Here is a 16,626-nt window from a genome sequence, read left to right as displayed (position 1 = left end):
TCCATTTCATAATTGTATTGTCCTGTCTTTACTAAACAATGAAAGGAGCATAGTTAACGTTGTAATGAAAAAGAGCCCTACCATAAGGACTCTTTTTAAAACTAAGCTATTTTTCGATGTAACTGCTTGATTTCTTTTTTCTTCTCTATATTTGGTGGACGAATTAATATAGAAATAATGAAAGAAATCGCACATAAAACACCTATTGTAATAAAGGTTGGTTGAAATCCACCAAGTAATGCTCCAATGAATGAACCTGCAAGTGCACCAAATCCGAAACCTTGATATACAATCCCGTAATTTGTACTATGATTTTTTAAACCGAAGAAATCTCCGACAATAGCTGGGAATATTGTAATATTACCGCCGAAGCAAAAGGCGACACTTGCTACACAAGCAAAATAAATCCCGTAATTTAATGGAATGAAACTAAGAGTAAAGACGGACACTCCAATAATAATAAATGTTGCAGAGACAATTTTCATTCTACCAATTTTATCTGATAACGTTCCAAGAATGATTCTACCTACTGTATTAAAGACTGCAATCATTGCGACGGCGTTAGCGGCGGTTGCTGCACTAAGTCCAACGAGTTGTACGCCGATATCTTTTACCATACCAATTAAGTACAGACCACCCATACACGATGTGAATAACATGAAAAACAACAGATATACTTGTTTCGTTCTCATCATTTCACGTGGCGTATAGTCATTGTGTAATGTTTCTGTTACCGTATTACTTACAATCGCTTCACGTAAGAAGAACGATCCGATTAATACTAAAAGTAAGACGATAATGCCCCAATATAAAAATGCTTGTGATACACCAAGGCTATCGATAAGATTTCCGTTTATATATCTAAAAATTAAACTGCCCATTCCATATGCTGAAACAGATATTCCAGAAATAAGTCCTTTTCGATTTGGAAACCATTTAATTAAATTAGATAGTGACGTAATATAAGCTGTTCCATCCGCATATCCAACAACAACACCAGCTAATAAATATAGTAATGGTAAGGAAGAAACTTGTGAACTAAGTATTAAACCGAGTCCTAGAACAATTCCTGCAGTAGCGATAAGTTTACGAAGTCCTAATTTCCGCTGCAACTTTGCTGCAAACAAGGTTGAAAATGATAAAGAAAAGCTTGTTATGGAGAAAGTTATCGCAACTGAATTGAGATTCCATCCGAACTTACTTACAAGGGGTTGATTAAATAAACTCCATGTATAAATTGTTCCAAGGCCAATTTGAACAATGATTGTACCTAGAACAATTAATAGCGGATTTATAGAAGTTTGTTTCATACTAACTGTCCCCTTCTTTTATCTTGACATGAATTTTCACAGTTAGTATATCCATTGAAAAATACAAGATACTGTACGGAAAATGGAAATTAAGTTTATGTACACAAAAAGACACTTCATTATGAAGTGTCTTTTCGCAGGTTATATCAGATACATTTAAAGAAAGCTTTGTTAAGATAAGCCATTTTCAAGTGCTTATGTATATATGTTATCAAATATTTTCTTACATGTGATGGGACTTAAGACGTATTTTTTATTCGTCATATAGTCGGATGAGAAATTAATATTCGATTTCATCAAAATCTTTCGGCTGCGGTACAGTTTGCATGTTAGCTGCATCTTTTGGATCGCTAAAAATTGCATTTTGCTCTGTATTTACATCTTTTATATTTTGCTTTTTATCTATGCTCACTTTATCTTTCAAATTCTTTCACTCCTTTTTGTTATAGGAGTAATTATGCCCTATTACAGCTAGTAAATGTATCGGCGACTAAATTGCTAAACTCACGTAAATAATATAAGTAATTATCACCGCCGTAGTTATATCTTTTATTGTACATTTTCGCAACAACTACATTATACTGAGGAATTACTAAAATGGTTGGTCCAGTAATTCCTAATATTTGATACGAACCTTTTGGAACACGTTCACCAAGTTCACTTAATTGTTTTGGTTCATTTTGAACGAACCAAAACAACCCGTTTTGTGGTAGTTCATTATTTTTATAAGCTGGACTCTGCAAGCTAGTAGCAATTTTTATAACTTCTTTTGGAACAACTTGTTTACCATTTATCATGCCTTGATTTAAATGAAGGTTGCCCCAATAAGCAAAGTCTCTAGCTGAGACAAACAGATTTTTTTCGGTACCGTTATCTACTGTACCGACCTCACTGATCGCGTCTTCATTTGGATTATTAACAACGTTAACTAAATTTTCATTTTGCTGTATTCTCCACCCTGTTTCTTGGAAATTAGCAGGGGTAAATACACGCTCCTTTAACAATTCAGGAAAACTTTTGTTATAAAGCTGATAAATGAGATGCGTCATCATTCTTACATTAATATCTCTATACGCCCAAGCTTGTCCAGCTTCAAATTCACGGAAAATTGTCCCGTCATCCGTTTCTCCTAGACCGTGTGAATGAGTTACTAAATGTCTAATCGTTGTTTTATCAAGTAATGTAGGATCGAAGTCTTTAAAATACTTTATTGCTTCATCATCAATAGAGTTTATTTTCCCATCATAAAGCGCATACGCTACCATGAATCCTAAATAACTTTTTCTCGCAGAAGCGACGTTGAACTGTGAAGATGCTGTTACTTTTTTACTAGTAGATGTATTTGAATGATAGCCACTATAATGCTCTAGTACAATTTTGTTATCCTTTATAATACATAGTGCTGTAGCAGAACTATGATTTTTTTCTTTTATATTCTCTACCCAAGAAATCAACTTTTCGTATGTATACAAATAAATCCTCCTTAATCCTAATACAAAATTACAGCATGAAAGAAAAGTATAAACAGTATTTACACCTTTCTTTCATATAAAATATTAATGATGTACTATATTTAAATAATCCACCAGTTCCAGCAATTAAAGCAACCAAAACATCCGGCACAACCTACGCAACCACCACATCTGCCACCGCCGCAACCGCCACAGCGTCCACCACAACCTCCACATCCACCGCAACGACGTGCATCGCCTTGGATGTAATAATATGGATATTGACTTTGTTGTTGATCCCAATACACAACATTACCAGTTTGATAATCATTAAGGTTTAATGTTTGTAATTCATGTTGAAACTGATTCATTACGAACCCCTCCATTTATAAATATAAATTTCGCCCAAACGTTAAAGTTTATATATTTTTGTAAACAAAATAGAAACAAGACTATAGACTAAATGCGTACATCAACAAAATATGAACTTACACTAGGTGATGTACCTTGTTTTTTAGCCTATTTTCTTTATATCCTTTCGATGGACGTATTTACTATAAATAGAGTGATTTAAAAATTACTTATCCAACAATTTAGTAGTTCATCACTTAATTTTCTTTCTAGTAATTCTTTAACGGAGGGCATTGGCATGATTTTATAAGTTTTTAAAGATTCTTTACTATAATCTATCCAATGAAATGCTAAATGGGATTCTCTAGACTTTGGTGGTAAATCAATATACAACTCTTTTGAAGATACTTCAAAAATGTGGTTGATTTCATGATGAAGCATTTCTTTATCTTGCCATCGGTTTTCTATAACTCCTAAAAATTGTTTTATACTGCAGTTTACTCCAAGTTCTTCTCGTAGCTCTCTTATTAATGCATGCTCTGCTGATTCCCCGATTTCAACATGGCCACCTGGTAAAAAATAATGATGCCCAATATATTCAGCAACCAATAATTTCTCATCTTTTATCACGACTGCTCGTACAATATGATGGAATTTACTTTTCAATTGATATTCCTCCTAGTCATTCAATCTATACTAGTTCAAATTTCACGCCTTTACTTCATAATAGTTAAACAAATAGACGATATACTTGCTCTCCATCATATTCATGTCCTAATGATATGAAACCATATCGTTCATATAATTTCTTTGCAGAGAGATTATCTTTATGTACGGTTAATCTTATTTCTTTACACGCCTTAAACGTATTTTTTATTAAATAAATACTTTCTTGTAATGCCGCTTTTCCATAACCATTACCTTGCTGCGATTGGTCAATAATAAATCCGTTAATCCAATACATATCCGATGTCTCTATTACAACAGCATGCATAACAAAACCAACCATAAGGTCACCATCGTATATAGCAAATGGTATGTATTCTACATTGTCACCATCTGGTTTTATATATACTTTAGCAAGCGAAACTGCTACGGATGGAACAAATTTCAACTGATTTTCTTTAACTTGTAACCTTAATGCATCTTCCCAATTCTCTCTCGTAACAACCTTTAACTGGACATTCAATATTGTAAGCTCCTTTATAAAGAGGATATATTTTTATATTCAACGTAGTGAAATAATTCCCTTTTTCGACAACAGCTTATAACATGATTTTTATAAAATCTTGAATGAATTTTTCTGCATCTATTTCTAAAGCTATACGGGCTCCTTCAGATTTAGAGTTAGGGCGAAAATCAGCAAATGTTTGTCCTTTCGTATCTCCGTATGTATCTACATTCACTGTACGATGCGCAAATTCAAAAAAACTTTGGTTAACTAATCCACTTATAGCAACCACATCATGTAGCAAAGGCCCTTCGATAGATGGATTAAGTTTTTGGTATGCAGATAAATAGTAATCATACATCGGTTTCATTATCGTATGAAATGGATTCTTTGAATTAGCTTGGATATAATTAAATACATTTGGAGTTAACACAGCTTTATTTGTTACATTTAAAGGGAATATGAATAAATTCTTTGCTTGCTGAAAAACAATTTTACTTGCTATAGGATCTCCATACACATTTGCCTCTGCTAATGGAGTAACGTTTCCTACTTCTAAAAAGACACCACCCATGAAATATATTCCTTTTACATTTAGTATTAAGTCATTCCATAAATTAAAAGCAATCGCTAATGAAGTAGATCTTCCTACATCAACAATTGTTAAATCTTTTCCATACTTTACAAGAATTGCAGCAATACTACCAAAATTATATATCGGAATAGATAATACGCTTTCTGGAACATGTATGGGCCCTAATCCTTCTAATCCATGAATTTCAGGATAGTACGTTGAAATTTCTTCAGTAAGTGGTTTTGTTGCGCCGCTAATGACAGGAATGTCTTGCCTATTTGCTAACTGTAAAATATACGCCGCATTATGTGCAGCATGTATATGCTCAACATTTCCATATCCAGTTACAATACCGACGATTTCAATTTCGGGATGCAGTAAACCATACATAATGGCAAATGAGTCATCAATTCCTGGATCTCCAAAAAATAATACTTTTTCCAAGAAATACTCTCCTTCCATAAAAAAATAAAGCAAACAATAGTTATGTATATGAAAAATGCAAGTATATCTATGCAAATTTTAGAATGGATAATGTGTTACGGGATATTAAAAAGGAACTAGCGCATGCTAATTCCTTCTCCCAGCTAACCATTATCAAATTCTATTATTTATCATATCCTTCATACATTTCATCATTTATTAGATTTTGTGTTTCTTTATCATCAGGTACAGGCTTCCACCAATTTCCCGTAATAAATAGCATCGTTAATAAATTATAACTATCACTAAAATAGCTTTCTCGCTTATTCTTCATCCAATCCCAACCACTATTTACCCACTTTTGATTATTATTACTCGTTATACTTGCAGCAATAAATGGTGAAACGAATACAGCAGTTGAATAACTACCAATATTTGATCCGTTTAATTGATAGCCATCCACAATTTTAGAAGGATTTCCATTCGTCTTATTTTGAATCCATGAAGAGACTTTATCAGAGATGACTTTACTTCTTTTCTCGCCGTACATCGCATAATCCATTACAATTCTTAATGGTACCCGACTAGCATTGTAATAATATGAATTTGTATATTTTGACTCATCTAAGAAATCTTTAGGTGCGGGTTGTGGTGGATTTTTTACAACAAAATCTGAAATAAGCCCTGTATTTGGAGAGTACTTATTATTAAATTGCGTATATACATCGTACAAATTATTAATAACAGTAAGCCAAGTTTTATCACCTGTAAATTCATAAAATGCTCTAAGGTGTGACATCATCCAATCAGATGGCCTTGTATCAAGTGAACTTTTAGAATCCCAATCTCCTAAATTTAGTCGGTTATTATTCGTAACATTACTAGCTTTAATACCTTTTGTAATCATGTTTTGTGCTTCTTTCAAATAATTAACTGATCCATTTGATCCCCACTGCTTATGAGCAAGGAGAAGTGAATATGCAATATCTAAATCTCCATCAGTAGCAGAATCAAAATGTCCTTGTGCTTTTTTACTATCTGCGACAACCCACCCCATTAAATTAGGATTTTGAGAGCTTTTAAAAGTTCTTGCTGTTTTAAATAAACCGTCATAGATTTTTTGGGCATTCGAATCATAACCAGCCATTAATACTGTAATTACCATCCCATACCCTTGTCCCTCTGAAGTTCCAAGTGGCTTAAACCCATCGGCATCACCTGTAATCTCTCCTTTTACATAATAACCACCAGGTAAAGAAGATAAGTCATTTTTTAAATATTTCTTTTTCCAATTATCGTAGTAACTTATTACTGAAGCATTTAAACTTTCCTGTGTAACATGATTCGGTTTTATAACACCTGCATAATTAACTTGCTGAGGAAATGGTTTCATTTCTTTTGCAACAGCTACTTGTTGATTCATGACAGGGATAGAATGTTGTACTGAACTATCCGTTACATTTGCTGCAAAACTAGAATTAGAAACACTAGCTAATCCGATACCTATAATAGAAAGGCATGTAAAAATATTTCTTTTTCTATTCATTATGTTGTCATCTCCTTTTAAAATGTTTACTACATAAAATGTAACATACAATATTTAACTGAAATACAAAATATTATATTTATCAACATAAGAAAGAAACTATATCAAAAAGTATCATAAAATCATTATCTAATTAAGTTATATCGATTTATTGTTTACTAGATTCCTATGTTTTTCTTTTCTTACTACTCGTATATGAGCAATCAATATCCCAAGTATAGTAATCCCACCTCCAATTACAGAAATAAAAGTCGGTACTTCACCTAACCATACCCAAGCTATAAAGCACGCAGTGACTGGCGTTAAATATAGAGAACTTGTTGCCTCGGAAGCACCAGCACGAGATATAATATACGCTAAGGCAAGATACGGGAGTACTGTTGGAAATAAACCTAAATATATAACACTCACATTCACTTCAAGAGGAGCTGCTAGTATTTCTGTATAAATTCCCGGTAAGAAAATAAGCATACATACAGTGCTAGATAAAATTGTATATATGGTAAATGGCAAAAAGCCGTACTTTTTCAAGTAAGAAGTTTGGAAAACGAAAAATAGGCTTTCTGAAACGGCTGCTAATAATATAAATAATCCTCCACTATTAAATTGAATAGAACCTCCTTGACTAAATGATATGAGAGCAATTCCAATAAAACTAATTACACCACCGATCCAACCATTTAATTTCATTTTTTCATTCAAAAAAACAGAAGCAAGAATTGCCGTTACAATAGGAGTAACTGAAACAATTAAACTTGCCGATCCAGCATTTACAGTTTTTTCACCGTAGTTTAATGCAATGTGATAAATAGTAAACCCTAAAGCACCGAATATAAAAATCGCTGGAATGTCTTTCAAATCAGGTAATCGTAGTTTGTATATAAAGGAAAACACAAGAAGTATGAATGAAGCGATTAACAAGCGTAGTAAAGTAAGATGTTCAGGTGTGTATGATTCAAGCCCCATACGAATTGCCGGAAATGCAGTTCCCCATATTAGAATCGTAAAAGCGTGAGCACATATGATTTGGAAATCCCATTTTTTATTAAGCATGTTTTCTCTTCCTCTCCAATAAACCAACCATTTTCAAATTGCCAATTATTTCTTTTCATCATATTTAATAGTTGATACAATGTCTTCAACCAGTTATTTATCGAAAAAACCAACCACTTTTCATTTTTAAATAAACGAGGGAGTTTTTTATATGACAATCGATAAAAAAGTGCCCAAATATCGGCAAATAATAGACTATATGAAAGAAAAAATTGAAAACGGAGAATGGCCAATCGGAAGTAAGATTCCTAGCCAGCGGCAGTTAGCAAAGTTATTTCATGTAAATCGGAGTACTGTAATAACTGCGCTAGAAGAGCTTATGGCTGATGGCTTAATTCAAGGGCAAATCGGGGCAGGAACAATTGTTATGAATAATACGTGGTCCTTATTAGCAACGAATCCCCCGCCTAATTGGAGTGAATATGTAAAGGCTGGTATTCATAAACCAAGTAAGGTAATGGTACGTGAAATAAATGAAGCAGAATCAAATAAAACACTTATCCATCTTAGTAAAGGCGAACTTGCCCCGCATCTTTTCCCACTAGAAACGATGCAATCCATTATGAAAAACGTTAGTGAGGAATTAGATTATTTCGGATATGAGGAACAAAAAGGTTTTTTTCCGTTACGTGAAGCAATAAGTAATTACGTAAAATCGTTTGGAATACACGTATCGCCTAACTCTATATTAATCGTCTCCGGTGCATTACAAGCATTACAATTAATATCAATTGGTCTTTTACATAGAAAATCAACCGTTTTACTCGAACAACCTTCTTACTTATATTCACTTCATGTTTTTCAATCAGCAAATATACACCTATCTGGTATAGCGATGGATCATTACGGGATTTTACCTAGCGATTTATTAACACGTATTAAATATAGTCAAAAGAAAAATATTTTATATTCTATTCCTTGTTTTCAAAATCCAACAGGGATATTAATGTCTGAAAAGCGCCGGAAAGAAATATTAAAAGTATGTGAAAAGGAACAGTTACCTATCATCGAAGACGATATTTACCGTGAGTTATGGATTGATGAACCTCCTCCAGCTCCTTTAAAATCGATAGATAAACATGGACATGTATTATATGTTGGTAGCCTCTCTAAAACACTAACTCCAGGATTTAGAATTGGATGGATTATCGGACCAGAACCTGTTATTGATAGATTATCAGATATAAAAATGCAAACAGACTATGGGTCTAGTTCTTTATCTCAAAGAGTTGCTGCTGAATGGATAAATAAAGGTTTTTATGAAGACCATGTAGCGAACGTAAGAACGCATTTAAAAGAACGAAGAAAAATGATGGTACAAGCTTTACATATGTATTGTGCAGACATAGCAACTTGGGATATTCCTAGTGGTGGATTTTTTATATGGCTCAAGGTTGTACCTAACATTCCGATGAAGAGACTATTTTCAGAGGCATTATCAAAAGGGATTCTTTTAAACCCAGGACGTATTTATGAAGAAGAATCAGATCAATGTATACGTTTATCGTATGGATATGCTTCTCCAGAACAAATAATTACCGGGATAAAATTGTTAAGTGGATTAATCCGTAAGTTAATGACATAACAAAAAATCCTCTTTTATTTATAAGAGGATTTTTTTGTGTACCTTATTTACCACAAACGCATTTCCTGTCCCAATAAAATAAGTTCTTCATAAGGATCTCCGTCAATCTTTAATACTTGAGCAAAAGCTAGTTCTGTTTTTATCCCTTGTTCTTTTAAGTGAATAATTTCTTCCCTTATATGTGGATTCTGCATTAATATCATGTGCTCAACAATCATATGTTTATATGCATTTTGGCTACGCACTGGCTTAGGTTGGGCAAATAATTCAAATTCAAAACCTTCAAATTTAAAATTCACCTTTATTGATTCAGTATTTTTAATTTTTTTCTTTTTTATTTTGAATCCTTCATAAGAACCATATAAAGATCTCATTTCCTGTTCAAAAACATCAAAGTTATGTACTTCCATTACAATATCTAAGTCAGATTGAAGAGTATCAATTCTTATAGGTATTGTCCCACAAAGAACGGGACTATACAAAGTTAAATCCTCCATTATGTTTAATGTATTCAAAACATCATATACTTTTTGTTGCTTGTCATTCCCTGATTGTAAATATGTAATAGATGTAAACATGGAAGTCTCTCCTTCATTTCACGTAATACGAGACTCACTATATTCAAGAAAATTTGTCCGTTTAAATTTGTTCTAAGAGTACCTTTATTTCAATATATTAAGACGAATAAACAATATGTTTCAACTTTTCTCCTATACTGCAATACTATAAAAATAAAAAAGGAGGAATTATTATGAGCATTTTCAACATTCTTTTATCCATACACATTTTATTTGGAACAATATGCTTAATTACCGGTATTGTAGCGATGGTTGCTCAAAAGAAGAAAGGCAAACATACAGAATGGGGCGAAATATATCATGCATCTTATGTTGTTATCACCCTTACTGCAATCATATTGTCCATAATAAATTGGGATAAAATCGCATATTTATTTTATGTAGCAATTTTCTCTTATTCATTTGCGATTTATGGTTACCTTGCAAGAAAAAAGCGTTGGAAAAATTGGCTTCACCACCATATTAGAGGTATGTTAGGCTCTTATATTGGTGCCGTCACCGCACTTTTAGTAAATATAGGCATCCATATTCCTATTATAAATTTACTTCCGCCAATTTGGTTTTGGTTTTTACCTACTTTAATCGGCATTCCTCTCGTAGTCAGTGTATCAAAAAAATATAAAAAGCGTAGTTAAAATTAGTTACATTTTGATTACTTTCTAGTTCATTTTTATTCCATGTTTCCTATGATATAATGGGTTGTATTGTTTTTTACCATCTACATTAAATATAGGAGGATTTTGATGATACTATCACAAGATAAAAACATTAAACTAGCGATACATGGAATTACTTTATTATCTTTCTTGGCCTTTTTCCTCTTTGGTAATACACTTTTCTTTATACCGCTCATACTTTATTTCGTTTTCAAATCACAAAGTATAAAAGAAATGAATCTAGAATCAGCCCTTTTTCAATTTGGAGTATGGCTCGCTGTATTTCTTTGGAACTTCGTAGTAGTCCGTACGCTCATGTTTTCCTTATTACACATTGACTTGAGTACAAATTCCTTGTTTGTTATTTTTGGAACAATTCCACTATATATAATACTTTTAGCTGCTGTAATTTTAGGACCAATTAAAGGGATTTTATATGAATTACAAAATAAAGAGTTTCATTATCCTATTGTTTCACGATGGGTGCATAGAACTAAATAAAAAGAATCCAATAAAGTTATTGGATTCTTTTTATTTTCTCTTTTGCATAGTTATTTAAACTTCGGCTCAATGTATTCAATGATATTACCATCATGAAAATAGCCGTATATCTTTTCCTATCGGGTAATTCTTTTTATTTATGATTTTTTAAATCCAATATTGAATGTAAACGATCCGGATAATTAGTAAACATCCCGTCGACTCCCCATGAAAGTAACTTTTTCATATCTTTTTCATTATCTACTGTAAATGGATGAACTTCTAATCCGTGTTTCTTTATTTTCTTTACATAAGCTGAATCAATATATTTGTAATTCATACCAAGACCTATGCAGTATGTTTTATACTTTTCTATCTCTAATTCATTTAATTGAACTGACTTTTGATATGATAATAATTGTACTAGTGGGATATTAGCATGTAAACTATGAATCTTTTGCAGACTTTCTTCACTAAAGGATTGAATAATAACTTTATCACTTATTTGGTAGTACTTTATTATTTCTAATAGTTTTTCTTCCATACCCGGATATTCATCTGGTGACTTTGTTTCTATATAATAATTAGCATTATGCCCAAACATTTCTATAATTTCTTTTAACGTTGGAACTTTAGCATTTTCAAATTCTTTCTTTGCTAAATTCGGATATTTTTCATTGAAAAAAGAGCCTACATTTAGTTGCTTCATTTCTTCTAATGTATGTTCTTTTACTAACCCTTTACCGTTTGTTGTACGGTTTACGGTTTCATCATGCATAGCTAGTAAATGTCCGTCTTTTGTCATTTGGAGATCAATTTCTATGTAATCCCCCTTCAATTGTTGGCCTAATTTATATGCTGCTATTGTATGTTCTGGTGCATACGCAGAAGCGCCTCTATGTGCGATATTCTTTATATGATTTGATTGATTAATAGCTTTAGTGTATTTATGTTCGTTTATTTGCCGAAAAACAAAGATACTTATTACTATGAAAAAACAAATGATTGTAATTAGAGATATTTTTTTCATAACGCTATGTTAACTCCTATATTTAAAACAATTTGACTTGTATGATTTACTCAAATAAATGTCGATTTTCAAAAACAGTCATTCGTCCAACAGGTTGAAAGCCCGACTTTTTATAAATATTGATTCCATCAGGTGAAGCTTGTAAAACGCAATAAGTATTTTTTAATTTCTTTGCTTCTTGCAGCAAGAAGTTAAACATAGTAGAACCGAATCCTCGTCCTCTCATCTCTTCTTGAGTTGCTATGTCATAAATACCAATACTATCTTTTGTACAGACCAACGAACCAACAGTTACAACTTCATCTTTATACATACCTAAGTATAGCTTCATATTTTCACTATTCCATAAATCGAAAGAAGAAATTTGATTATAGAATGATTGTACATGTATACCTTCCTCTGATGTACCGAATAGATCAGCTAGCGTTTCTCCAAATCTTTGTATTTGTCCGAGCGAAGATGCTTGTTGAATTGTAAAGCCTACTGGCGTGTCTATTGTTGGAGAAATTGTTTTTAAGTCTGCAACCATCGCAATACTATGTTCTGCTTCTTTTAAACCAAGTTTTAATAACTCGCTCTTAATAGTCTGCTCTTGTTCTTCATCCCAAAGCCAAACACACATTGGGAACTTCTTTTGATTATAGTATTCTACCTCCTTATTTAATTGCTTAGCTCTATCTGTTACATTATTGTTAAGTAAAGTAATGATATTAAATGTATCTGCAGGTAAACCACAGTCGACAGCAATGTAATCCTTCGTTTCTTTTACATTCATTCCTTGCACAAGTCTAGCAATATATGAGATTTTAAATGTAAAATTATCTAATAGTAACTGTTTATAATTCATAAATTGTGCTCCTTTCATAAAAATTAGTATCCGAACTCTTTAATTTTAAATATAACACATAAGTTATTTACCTTTTTCTATAAAAATATCTCTTTAATTTATGCGGGATAGCTTAAAAGAATTAAAAATGATATAACGTTGTCGGAATGAAAAAAGTGGTATATAATAAACATTAACATTACTAGTAATTATTTTAGGTATTCCTAGAATAAAGGAGCGATACATATGAAAATTACTATTTATTTCGGAAGTCATGAAGATCAAGATGTACGTACTATGGACTGTCATTTAGATGTAGAAGATACAGAAGAGATTGTTTCTGTATCATAATATAAATAAACGGGATAAACCCTATTCCCTACAGCGTTTAAGACACCTTTTACAGGTGTCTTTTTTGTTGTTTTTTTCATCAAAAACCCTTTACTTTAGAGTGTTTTAATAGTAAAATATACATATACGAACAAACGTTCTTTTACTTTAATTGTACATGAAGGGATGATTTTTACAATGGCTCAAGCAAAGCGCAGAGGAAGAAAAAAGCAAACACCTATTATTTCAAATACAGGCTTTATCGGCTCTGTCTTTATTGATACATTGGAGTTACAAAAGAAATCCTATTATTTCGCTCGTAAAAAACTTCAAATTGTTCATCATGTACTTGATGGTCTATCTGGAGCAATGAGCGCATTATTTAAAGAACATAATATCACTGCATATATGTCATGTGTGTATTTACATAACCAAAAGAAAATCGGCTTTGTTCTTTCAACAAAACCTTTTGAACAAAGTGATGGTGTGTCTTATTTTATAAATTATTTGATCGAAAAGAATTTTTATGGTAACGAAGATGTAGAATACCAAGAAGTATTTAATACAGGTTTTATCGGTGTAGTATTCGCCGATTTATCTAGTATAGATCGCTTTAATTTTGAGTTTGAAATGGGTATGTTAACAAAGTTAATGAAAGATATGATTATTCCCGTTAAAGAACTCTTTTTACGCCATAATGTACCGGCTTATATCTCCACTTCTCATTTAGATGAGCAAAACAAATTAGGTTTCGTACTTTCTGTAAAACCATATGATGAACGTGCAGAAGCAGATTTATACTTTGAAATGTATTTAAAAGAGCGTGGATTATTTATTGGTGATGAAGAAGATGATATTGATAAGATTGTTATTAGAAAGACAGCTGAATTACGATAAAAAAGCGTAGGGGCATCATCCTGCGCTTTTTTATATGTAACAATATCAAATAGTTACGTTAAACACTATAATCTTTGGAATGAATTTCTAAATTCAATTTATATGAATATACTTTATTTAAAATAAGAAATACTATCCCTCCTGCAATTGGAAGCGTGTAGGCCGGAATATAATTTAATAATAGACCTGATAATGTCAGTGCTATCGGTTGCATCATTTTACCTATACTTAATCCAATACTGAGCACTCTTCCCCTATATTCATCAGGAACTTCTTTTTGCATGAAATAAATTAAAGGAATATCAATTAACGCTATTATTAGCCCGAAAGAGAACATAACAACACAATACGTAATAACGCATACAAAATCATTTGCTTCAAAACTTTTGAATAAAACTGGAATTCCTGAAATAATCATAAAAACTGCCAACATTGAACTTAGCTTTTTCAAAAGATAAGAGTAAGAAAAACGATTAGTTATCTTTTTCACTAAAATTGCACCAATTATCATCCCTACTGGAAAAGTTCCTTGAATGATACCAAATTGCTTCGAACTAAGATTGAGAACTGTGTTAATAATGTATGGTAATGGAACAGTTACAGCAAATCCTAAGAAGAAATTAAGCGAAATTAAAATATGAAACGTATTCTTTAAGCTTTCCCTCTCCATTAAGTAAAAGTATCCCTCTTTTATATCTTTAATAAAATTAATTTCTCTTATTGAACATTCCTCCTTTATATCGTGCCCGAACAATTTAAAGTGAATAAACAGTATGGATATGCCAGAAAGGATAAATGAAATACCGTTTATCATTATAAAAAGTTTTATGTCTACAACAGCAAAAATGATACCACCTAACATAGGACCGAGAATTAAAGATACAGAATCGATAATTTTACTTATAGAATTAATACTCATTAACCTCTCTTTAGAGACGATATTCGGTTTTGCGGATTCTAATCCTATTCCAAAAAACGTTGTAAATACTGTTAAAAGAAAAGTAGTAGTATAAATGATGAATAAGTTTAAACCATAATTACTGCTCAATATATAAACAGTAATTAATAAGCCTCCACTTAGTAAATCCATACAAACGACCAGTTTCTTTTTATCAACTTTATCTGCGATTACACCTGCAAATGAATTCATAACAATCATTGGAATCGTTCCTAAAATAAGCGTAATTGCGAAATTCCATGCTGATCCGGTTATTTGTAACACATATAATCCTAATGCGAAACTATAAATAGAGCTACCAAATATTGATACTGTTTTCCCAAATGAATAGAGATAAATATTTCTTAGTTCTTGAGTACTTTGCTCATTTTGTGAATGTATTCGTAAACGTCCCATAACTCTTTCCTCCCGTTTAACTTTGTATTACATACAGTGTAAGTTCTCGGGTCAACCCAATATCAATATGCTATTATTAAAAAGTTTTAAAAGAAAAATAATAGAAGATGGGGTTAACCCCATCTTCTTCCGAAAAATGAATATGTATAAATTTCTTCTCCTTGAACGAAGAAATTTTCGTATTTCCCGCCTCTTTCCAAATAATTAGAAGTTCTTTCATCAATGGAATGAAACTGTAGTTTTTGAATTTCTCCCTTAACTTTTGAAGAGGTAAAATTCTCTCGTAATCTAATTGGTATATGACTATGTATGCTGAAATTTTTAAATAAAATATATGAGCTTAGCATATAACACTCTGGTTTAAAAAGTCGATTTAATTCATGCAACAAAAAGTTTTCATGCTCAAAACTATAATTACTTGTACCTGACTGATCAATGACAATATCAGCAGAATAATTCTGAATAGGTATGTTTAAAAAGTCGGCACAGATAAATAGAATGTTTCTTTTCGGGTTTCTTCTTTCAATTACATCTTTTAAAAATAAAAGTTTATTCAAATCTCGATCAACAGCAATATATAGGCAATTTTCTGGTAGTTCCTCATAGATATTTCGTAAAAAGAACCCAATGCCAGACCCTAAATCCAGTAGTATTTTTTCATTTAAATCTAGTTGCATTAGTTTCTTTTTCGCCCATTCTCCTCCTCTTTGAACATTTTCCAAAAAAGCAGTATCAGTTTCATGGATATAATCCGAAATAGAATCTTCAAGTGATGTTTTTTCATACAATTTACATGAGTTTCCAGCTGTTAAAACCCCTGAAATAATCGCGTATTCTTCACCACAATTACAAATTAACTTTCCCTCAACAATTTGATTCTTATTGATAATGCCATCTTCAAGAATCAAATTTCCGTTACACTTAAAACACTTAAATACATTAAGTATTTTTAAATCTATCCCTAAAATTGAATTCAAAATTTTAGTTTCTATAGATAAATTATTTAACGCT

18 protein-coding genes are annotated in these 16,626 nt (G+C 31.8%); 4 read left to right on the top strand and 14 right to left on the bottom strand.

Features of this window, described 5'->3' with window-relative positions:
- Positions 1-101: 101 nt before the first annotated feature.
- From JDS81_RS15100 to JDS81_RS15060, 9 genes are all read right to left on the bottom strand, one after another.
- Positions 102-1,310: an L-lactate MFS transporter gene (locus JDS81_RS15100; RefSeq protein ID WP_097952616.1), complete on the bottom strand. Its 1,209-nt coding sequence runs from the start codon at positions 1,308-1,310 to the stop codon at positions 102-104.
- Positions 1,311-1,590: 280 nt separating this feature from the next.
- On the bottom strand, positions 1,591-1,734 hold the full coding sequence (locus tag JDS81_RS15095; protein ID WP_097952618.1) for a hypothetical protein: 144 nt from the start codon (positions 1,732-1,734) through the stop codon (positions 1,591-1,593).
- Between the two features lie 31 nt (positions 1,735-1,765).
- A complete protein-coding gene (locus JDS81_RS15090; protein ID WP_097952620.1) occupies positions 1,766-2,782 on the bottom strand; it encodes a serine hydrolase domain-containing protein in 1,017 nt (338 codons plus the stop codon).
- 101 nt (positions 2,783-2,883) lie between these two features.
- Positions 2,884-3,132 carry a heterocycloanthracin/sonorensin family bacteriocin gene (locus JDS81_RS15085; RefSeq protein WP_001071345.1) on the bottom strand — a complete coding sequence of 83 codons (249 nt, stop codon included), beginning with the start codon at positions 3,130-3,132 and terminating at the stop codon, positions 2,884-2,886.
- A gap of 199 nt (positions 3,133-3,331) precedes the next feature.
- Positions 3,332-3,778 (bottom strand): NUDIX domain-containing protein, encoded by a 447-nt coding sequence (locus tag JDS81_RS15080; RefSeq protein WP_097952622.1) that lies wholly within the window; start codon positions 3,776-3,778, stop codon positions 3,332-3,334.
- A 64-nt stretch (positions 3,779-3,842) separates the two neighbouring features.
- Positions 3,843-4,301 (bottom strand): GNAT family N-acetyltransferase, encoded by a 459-nt coding sequence (locus tag JDS81_RS15075; protein ID WP_097952624.1) that lies wholly within the window; start codon positions 4,299-4,301, stop codon positions 3,843-3,845.
- A 76-nt stretch (positions 4,302-4,377) separates the two neighbouring features.
- Positions 4,378-5,301: a nucleoside hydrolase gene (locus JDS81_RS15070; RefSeq protein WP_097952626.1), complete on the bottom strand. Its 924-nt coding sequence runs from the start codon at positions 5,299-5,301 to the stop codon at positions 4,378-4,380.
- Between the two features lie 163 nt (positions 5,302-5,464).
- Positions 5,465-6,826 (bottom strand): family 8 glycosyl hydrolase, encoded by a 1,362-nt coding sequence (locus JDS81_RS15065; RefSeq protein ID WP_097952628.1) that lies wholly within the window; start codon positions 6,824-6,826, stop codon positions 5,465-5,467.
- Between the two features lie 138 nt (positions 6,827-6,964).
- A complete protein-coding gene (locus JDS81_RS15060; protein ID WP_097952630.1) occupies positions 6,965-7,879 on the bottom strand; it encodes a DMT family transporter in 915 nt (304 codons plus the stop codon).
- A 151-nt stretch (positions 7,880-8,030) separates the two neighbouring features.
- Here JDS81_RS15060 and pdxR point away from each other — a divergent pair, with 151 nt between their 5' ends.
- On the top strand, positions 8,031-9,464 hold the full coding sequence (gene pdxR, locus JDS81_RS15055; RefSeq protein WP_097952634.1) for a MocR-like pyridoxine biosynthesis transcription factor PdxR: 1,434 nt from the start codon (positions 8,031-8,033) through the stop codon (positions 9,462-9,464).
- 47 nt (positions 9,465-9,511) lie between these two features.
- Here the strand turns inward: pdxR and JDS81_RS15050 are convergent, their stop codons facing one another.
- A complete protein-coding gene (locus tag JDS81_RS15050; RefSeq protein ID WP_097952636.1) occupies positions 9,512-10,042 on the bottom strand; it encodes a DUF4269 domain-containing protein in 531 nt (176 codons plus the stop codon).
- Between the two features lie 173 nt (positions 10,043-10,215).
- Between JDS81_RS15050 and JDS81_RS15045 the strand changes: the two genes are divergently transcribed.
- Both JDS81_RS15045 and JDS81_RS15040 read left to right on the top strand, forming a co-directional pair.
- Positions 10,216-10,677 (top strand): DUF2306 domain-containing protein, encoded by a 462-nt coding sequence (locus JDS81_RS15045; protein WP_000021723.1) that lies wholly within the window; start codon positions 10,216-10,218, stop codon positions 10,675-10,677.
- Between the two features lie 108 nt (positions 10,678-10,785).
- Positions 10,786-11,199 carry a magnetosome magnetite crystal formation protein family gene (locus JDS81_RS15040; protein ID WP_000603895.1) on the top strand — a complete coding sequence of 138 codons (414 nt, stop codon included), beginning with the start codon at positions 10,786-10,788 and terminating at the stop codon, positions 11,197-11,199.
- 133 nt (positions 11,200-11,332) lie between these two features.
- Here JDS81_RS15040 and JDS81_RS15035 read toward each other — a convergent pair whose 3' ends face one another.
- Complete coding sequence (locus tag JDS81_RS15035) at positions 11,333-12,208, bottom strand: glycerophosphodiester phosphodiesterase (RefSeq protein ID WP_097952638.1); 876 nt, start codon at positions 12,206-12,208, stop codon at positions 11,333-11,335.
- A 46-nt stretch (positions 12,209-12,254) separates the two neighbouring features.
- Positions 12,255-13,055: a GNAT family N-acetyltransferase gene (locus JDS81_RS15030; RefSeq protein WP_097952640.1), complete on the bottom strand. Its 801-nt coding sequence runs from the start codon at positions 13,053-13,055 to the stop codon at positions 12,255-12,257.
- Between the two features lie 495 nt (positions 13,056-13,550).
- Here JDS81_RS15030 and JDS81_RS15025 point away from each other — a divergent pair, with 495 nt between their 5' ends.
- Positions 13,551-14,261, top strand: coding sequence for a hypothetical protein (locus JDS81_RS15025; RefSeq protein WP_002038924.1), 711 nt, complete (start codon positions 13,551-13,553; stop codon positions 14,259-14,261).
- 58 nt (positions 14,262-14,319) lie between these two features.
- Here JDS81_RS15025 and JDS81_RS15020 read toward each other — a convergent pair whose 3' ends face one another.
- Together JDS81_RS15020 and JDS81_RS15015 are read right to left on the bottom strand one after the other, a co-directional pair.
- Positions 14,320-15,615: an MFS transporter gene (locus JDS81_RS15020; RefSeq protein ID WP_097952642.1), complete on the bottom strand. Its 1,296-nt coding sequence runs from the start codon at positions 15,613-15,615 to the stop codon at positions 14,320-14,322.
- A gap of 113 nt (positions 15,616-15,728) precedes the next feature.
- Positions 15,729-16,626: class I SAM-dependent methyltransferase (locus JDS81_RS15015; protein WP_199688519.1), on the bottom strand; the 898-nt coding region annotated here is incomplete at its 5' end.

It is taken from the genome of Bacillus cereus group sp. N31 (assembly GCF_016483245.1).
Lineage (GTDB): Bacteria > Bacillota > Bacilli > Bacillales > Bacillaceae_G > Bacillus_A > Bacillus_A toyonensis.
This window is presented reverse-complemented; position numbering and strand designations above follow the sequence as displayed.

Coding starts and splice junctions, on each gene's coding strand:
- JDS81_RS15100 (WP_097952616.1), bottom strand. CDS start 1,310: ATGAAACAAACTTCTATAAATCCGCTATTAATTGTTCTAGGTACAATC.
- JDS81_RS15085 (WP_001071345.1), bottom strand. CDS start 3,132: ATGAATCAGTTTCAACATGAATTACAAACATTAAACCTTAATGATTAT.
- JDS81_RS15065 (WP_097952628.1), bottom strand. CDS start 6,826: ATGAATAGAAAAAGAAATATTTTTACATGCCTTTCTATTATAGGTATC.
- JDS81_RS15060 (WP_097952630.1), bottom strand. CDS start 7,879: ATGCTTAATAAAAAATGGGATTTCCAAATCATATGTGCTCACGCTTTT.
- pdxR (WP_097952634.1), top strand. CDS start 8,031: ATGACAATCGATAAAAAAGTGCCCAAATATCGGCAAATAATAGACTAT.
- JDS81_RS15050 (WP_097952636.1), bottom strand. CDS start 10,042: ATGTTTACATCTATTACATATTTACAATCAGGGAATGACAAGCAACAA.
- JDS81_RS15045 (WP_000021723.1), top strand. CDS start 10,216: ATGAGCATTTTCAACATTCTTTTATCCATACACATTTTATTTGGAACA.
- JDS81_RS15040 (WP_000603895.1), top strand. CDS start 10,786: ATGATACTATCACAAGATAAAAACATTAAACTAGCGATACATGGAATT.
- JDS81_RS15035 (WP_097952638.1), bottom strand. CDS start 12,208: ATGAAAAAAATATCTCTAATTACAATCATTTGTTTTTTCATAGTAATA.
- JDS81_RS15030 (WP_097952640.1), bottom strand. CDS start 13,055: ATGAATTATAAACAGTTACTATTAGATAATTTTACATTTAAAATCTCA.
- JDS81_RS15025 (WP_002038924.1), top strand. CDS start 13,551: ATGATTTTTACAATGGCTCAAGCAAAGCGCAGAGGAAGAAAAAAGCAA.
- JDS81_RS15020 (WP_097952642.1), bottom strand. CDS start 15,615: ATGGGACGTTTACGAATACATTCACAAAATGAGCAAAGTACTCAAGAA.